Below are 4,340 nucleotides of genomic sequence, written 5' to 3' on the forward strand. Positions count from 1 at the left end.
GTCGACCATGTTGGCCAGCACACCGGGCGGCAGGAACTGCTGGTCGACCACCACGCCCATCGGCGCGCCGTGCGAGCTGAAATAGATCAGGCAGCCGCCCTGCGCCTTGGCCGTCAGGTCGGACAGCGCGTCATAGATGCCCTGTGGCGCAGACTTCTCGGCATGGGCGTCGGGGTAGCGTTCCGGCCGGACCGAGAACTGCCTGAGGTTGGCGGCGTCGAAACCGGCCTTTTCGAACTCGGTGATCACGTCCCGGCGGGTGTTGTCAAAGGCCTCGGACGGTCCGCCGGAGTGGGCGTGCCAGTCGCCGGCCACCACCACCCAGCTCCAGTCGCTGAACGGCGTGGCCGAAGCGGCCGGCGCCGCGGCCAGGCAGAGCAGGCCGATCACCCACGCCAGACCCGCCAGACCCCGCACGGCTACTTCTTGTAGTTCTGGAACGGGGTCGGGATGGCCGTGCCGGTGGCCTTGGCCAGCAGCCGTCCGTCGGCGTCGTAGAGCTCGCCTTCGGTGAAGGCGACCTGGCGGCCCCACTTGGCCACCCGTCCAACGCCGCGCAGCTTGCCGGGCAGGCCGGGGCGGAAGAAGCTGGTCTTCATTTCCAGCGTCGGGGCCACGGCGGTCATGCCGGAGGCCACCATGCAGGCGACGCTCATGCATTCGTCCAGCATGGCGCAGAGGAAGCCGCCCTGGATCTGTTTCATCGGGTTGAGCAGAAGCTCGGCCTTGGCGTCGAACTCGACCTCGACGGTCTTCGTCGCCTGATTCACCGAGAGCATCCTGAAGCCAAGCGTCTGGGAGCCGGTGGGCTGGTTCTTGGTGCGCAGGAAGCGCTCCAGGATCTCGGCGTCGGTGAGGGTCACCGGTTCGGCGCTGGCGACGTCGGTCATGCGCGGTGGCTCATTTCTTCCGGAACTGGTCGAGGGACACGACCTTGGCCTCGCCATCGGCGGGCGACGTCTCAGCATCGTCGCTGGCGGCCGCGGCTTTGGGTTCCGACTCGGCGGCCTTGCCCTCGGCGGCGGCCGGCGCCTCGAACTGCAGCAGGAACTGGACGCTCGGATCGTAGAAACGGGTCACGGCCGCATAGGGCACGCTCAGGCGCTTTGGCTGGCCGCCGAACTGCAGGGTCACCGAGAAGAAGGTCTCGCCGGGCGCCAGGTCCCAGTACTGGTGCTGCAGGACGATCGTCATCTCGTCGGGGTATTTGCCGAGCAGGTCCGGCGGCCCCGAGACGCCCGGGGCGTCGGTCTTGAAGGTGATGTAGAAGTGGTGCGCGCCGGGCAGGCCTTCGGGCGCAGCCGCACGCTTGAGAGCGGTTTTGACAACCCCACGCAAGGCGTCCTGCGCCATGGCCTCATAGCGCATCAAGTCCTGGGCCGGCGGGTCCTGGGCCATGGGGTCTCCAACGAACGCAATCGCGAACCTAACGCCTGCGCTGCACCGCGCAAAGCCGTAGATAGGGTGAGATGAGGAAAGGTGGGAGGCATCTGTCGTCAGGCGCCTCGCCCCCCTGCCCGGAAAAGGGAGGGCGCTTACCGCAATGTAGGTGGAGGGCTTCTGTTGGCAGGCGCCCTCCGGGCCCCGCCTAAGGATCTGAACCCCTAGGACTTAGATTGAGAACCGTCGAACCGCTTACGCGGCCAGGCGGACTTCTCCAGCGAAGTTATCGTTCGCAGTTAGTTTAAGACCCGGAACGGTGGGTCAGGCCGGAAGAAAGCAACACCTTTAGACGTCTGTCGATGCTGATCGGCCCCTCACATCCCGGCGATAACCCGGTGAAGATTGGTGGAGCCGCCGGGAATCGCACCCGGGTCCAGTCCGCTTATTGCGTGCGCGTTTATCTCCATAGTCAGAGCAAGCCCTGACCCGACCAATATAGGCCGCAGGCTTTAGGAAAAGAAGACTCTCCCGTTCGCGAAGCGTGGATGGCAGGGTGTTTTCCGCCAATCGCCGCGCGCGCTTCGTGAGCGGACTTCGGCGCGTCCTGCCGCCCAGCTAGGTTCCCAGGCACAAGTTTTTGCTGGAGAATTCGATGAAAGACCTGCTTTTCGCGGTGCGGCCGCTGCTCTCCGACTTCTTCCCGACCATCGTCTTTGCGGTCCTGATGGCGTTGCATGTGGACGTGGCCGTGGCCACGGGCGCGGCGCTCCTGATCGGCGTCGGACAGGTCCTGGTGCAAAAGGCGCTGAAACGGCCCGTCGAGCTTCTCCAGTGGGCGTCGCTCGGCCTGGTGGTGCTGTTCGGGACCCTGGGCATACTCACCAACGACCCGCGCTTCCTGATGATCAAGCCGACTATCATCTACTTCGCCATCGGCGTCGTGATGCTGCGCCGCGGGTGGATGATCCGCTATCTGCCGGCCGACGCGGTGGAGCACGTGGCCGACCTGCAGATTGGCTGGGGCTATGCCTGGTCCGCCCTGATGTTCGTCACCGGGGTCGCCAACGGCCTGATCGCCTGGAGCCTGCCCGCCGACTGGCCGGCCTTCATCGCCGTCGCGCCGCTGGCCTCAAAGGGCCTGATGTTCGCCGTCCACTTCGGCAGCGTCCGCTACATCGGCTATCGCCGCCAGCGCGCCGGCCAGCGGGCGCTGGCGGCCAAGGCTGCGGAGCCCGCGGCGGCCCAGGCGACCGCCGAAGCGGCGTAGCTTCCGGCTCGACGCTCGATTGCGACAGGCTAGAGAACCTCGACGCCGCGCTGGATCGACAGCACACCGGTGCGGGAGATCTCCACCAGGCCCAGCGGCCGCATCAGGTCGGCGAACTTGTCGATCTTCGAGGGGGCGCCGGTCAGTTCGAAGACGAAGCTGGTGTGGGTCGTGTCGATCACCCGGGCGCGGAAGATGTCGGCCACGCGGAGCGCCTCAACCCGCTCGGCGCCGGAGCCCGCGACCTTGATCAGCGCCAGCTCGCGCTCCAGGCCGTTGGGGTCGCGGGTCACGTCCTGCACGTGGCGGGTCGAGACCATCTTGGTCAGCTGCGCCTCGATCTGGGCCAGCACCTGGGGGGTGCCGCGGGTGACGATGGTGACGCGGCTGGTGTGGGCGTTGTGGTCGGTCTCGGCGACCGTCAGGCTCTCGATGTTGTAGCCGCGCGCCGCGAACAGGCCGACCAGGCGGTGCAGCACGCCGGGCTCGTTGTCCACCAGGACGGCGAAGGTCGCCAGGCTCTCGACCTCGTCGGAATGGGCCAGATCGTAGACGGAGGCGGGCTGGGTCGTGTCGGTCATGGGTCCTTATAGCTCCGCCGAACGCTGCTGCCAGTACGCTGTCATGAACCGGGTCTAGAGCTGCGGTGTCGAACTCGCGCCGCGTGGTGCGTCTTCAAGACAGGCAACCAAGGGAGACCGCCATGACAACCCAAGAGATCGCCACCGATCTGGTCGCGCTGTGCAGCCAGGGCAAGTTCGCCGAGAGCGGCGAGAAGTACTGGGCCCAGGACGTGGTCAGCGTCGAGTCCGGCGCGCCGGGCGGCGGCGACCCGGTCAGCCGCGGCATCGACGCCGCGCGCGGCAAGGGCGTGTGGTGGGCTGAGAACCACGACGTCCATGGCGTCGAGGTCGAAGGACCCTACGTCAACGGCGACCAGTTCGTGGTCCGCTTCAAGATGGACATCACCCAGAAGGCCAGCGGCCAGCGGATCACCATGGACGAGATGGCCGTCTACACGATCAAGGACGGCAAGATCGCCGAGGAGCGGTTCTTCTACGGCCAATAGTCGCGGGGCCTGTGAGCAGCGGTCGCTTGCGCGGCGGCGACTTGGCGCCAACATGGGGGCCATGCCGTCGCGCGAGATGCTGTTCAACCTGCTGAGGCGTCCCACGGGCGACGGGGCCGAGGCCGCGTTCCAATTTGAAGTGGCCGAGGAGCAGGCCGCCGCGCTCGGACGGATGGGGCGCAAGGCCGAGGCCGCGCTCAGGGCTCTGCGCGAGCATGAAGGCGAAGGCCGCGCCGAGGCGCTGAAGAAGGCCGCCGACGCGGTCTGGTGCTACTTCGTCCAGCGCGAGGTGATGGGCCTGCGCGACCGCGCCCAGATCGTCGCCGACTACCAGATCCCGCGCGAGGTGATGGCGCGCCTGGGCATCCGCTGAGGCCGCGTCCTGAGGTCAAGCTCTGAAATATTATCGGTCTTCAGCAAGGTGCGGAGATCAGACACACTCTCGGCCTGATTCACCGCCCCGACAAGGGAGCGCACCGCCACGAACTGGTCGTGGAGCTGGTCATCAAGGTCGTTTCGGTCCACCTGGACCACGAACGTCGGGTTCTCCAGCTCGGGCAGGCGACGGAGGATGCCCACTAGAAAGGCCATCGACAGCGACTTGCCGGAGCCAGTCGTGTG

Annotated in this window: 7 protein-coding genes, 1 other RNA gene and 1 pseudogene; 3 read left to right on the forward strand and 6 right to left on the reverse strand. The window is 66.8% G+C overall.

Going from position 1 to position 4,340, the window contains the following annotated elements:
* From E8A12_RS10010 to ssrA, 4 genes and pseudogenes are all read right to left on the reverse strand, one after another.
* Positions 1–417: pseudogene (locus E8A12_RS10010) on the reverse strand (peptidase C13); the annotation flags it as partial.
* Between the two features lie 2 nt (positions 418–419).
* Positions 420–890, reverse strand: a complete 471-nt coding sequence (locus E8A12_RS10015; protein WP_293368204.1) for a PaaI family thioesterase — start codon at positions 888–890, stop codon at positions 420–422.
* Between the two features lie 10 nt (positions 891–900).
* Positions 901–1,398 (reverse strand): ClpXP protease specificity-enhancing factor SspB, encoded by a 498-nt coding sequence (locus tag E8A12_RS10020; RefSeq protein ID WP_293368206.1) that lies wholly within the window; start codon positions 1,396–1,398, stop codon positions 901–903.
* A gap of 150 nt (positions 1,399–1,548) precedes the next feature.
* Positions 1,549–1,908: a transfer-messenger RNA gene (gene ssrA / locus E8A12_RS10025) on the reverse strand.
* A gap of 127 nt (positions 1,909–2,035) precedes the next feature.
* Between ssrA and E8A12_RS10030 the strand changes: the two genes are divergently transcribed.
* Positions 2,036–2,650: a septation protein IspZ gene (locus tag E8A12_RS10030; protein WP_293368208.1), complete on the forward strand. Its 615-nt coding sequence runs from the start codon at positions 2,036–2,038 to the stop codon at positions 2,648–2,650.
* Between the two features lie 29 nt (positions 2,651–2,679).
* Here E8A12_RS10030 and ilvN read toward each other — a convergent pair whose 3' ends face one another.
* Positions 2,680–3,231: an acetolactate synthase small subunit gene (gene ilvN / locus E8A12_RS10035; protein ID WP_293368210.1), complete on the reverse strand. Its 552-nt coding sequence runs from the start codon at positions 3,229–3,231 to the stop codon at positions 2,680–2,682.
* Positions 3,232–3,353: 122 nt separating this feature from the next.
* Between ilvN and E8A12_RS10040 the strand changes: the two genes are divergently transcribed.
* Complete coding sequence (locus tag E8A12_RS10040; RefSeq protein WP_293368212.1) at positions 3,354–3,719, forward strand: SnoaL-like domain-containing protein; 366 nt, start codon at positions 3,354–3,356, stop codon at positions 3,717–3,719.
* A 52-nt stretch (positions 3,720–3,771) separates the two neighbouring features.
* Positions 3,772–4,092 carry a DUF6665 family protein gene (locus E8A12_RS10045; RefSeq protein WP_293368214.1) on the forward strand — a complete coding sequence of 107 codons (321 nt, stop codon included), beginning with the start codon at positions 3,772–3,774 and terminating at the stop codon, positions 4,090–4,092.
* On the opposite strand, the gene E8A12_RS10050 is transcribed toward E8A12_RS10045, so the two are convergent.
* Positions 4,047–4,340, reverse strand: a 294-nt coding sequence (locus E8A12_RS10050) for a DEAD/DEAH box helicase family protein (RefSeq protein ID WP_293368216.1), incomplete at its 5' end; no start/stop codon positions are given. The two genes, E8A12_RS10045 and E8A12_RS10050, sit on opposite strands and share 46 nt — an antisense overlap.

It is taken from the genome of Phenylobacterium sp. (genome assembly GCF_004799395.1).
Lineage (GTDB): Bacteria > Pseudomonadota > Alphaproteobacteria > Caulobacterales > Caulobacteraceae > Phenylobacterium.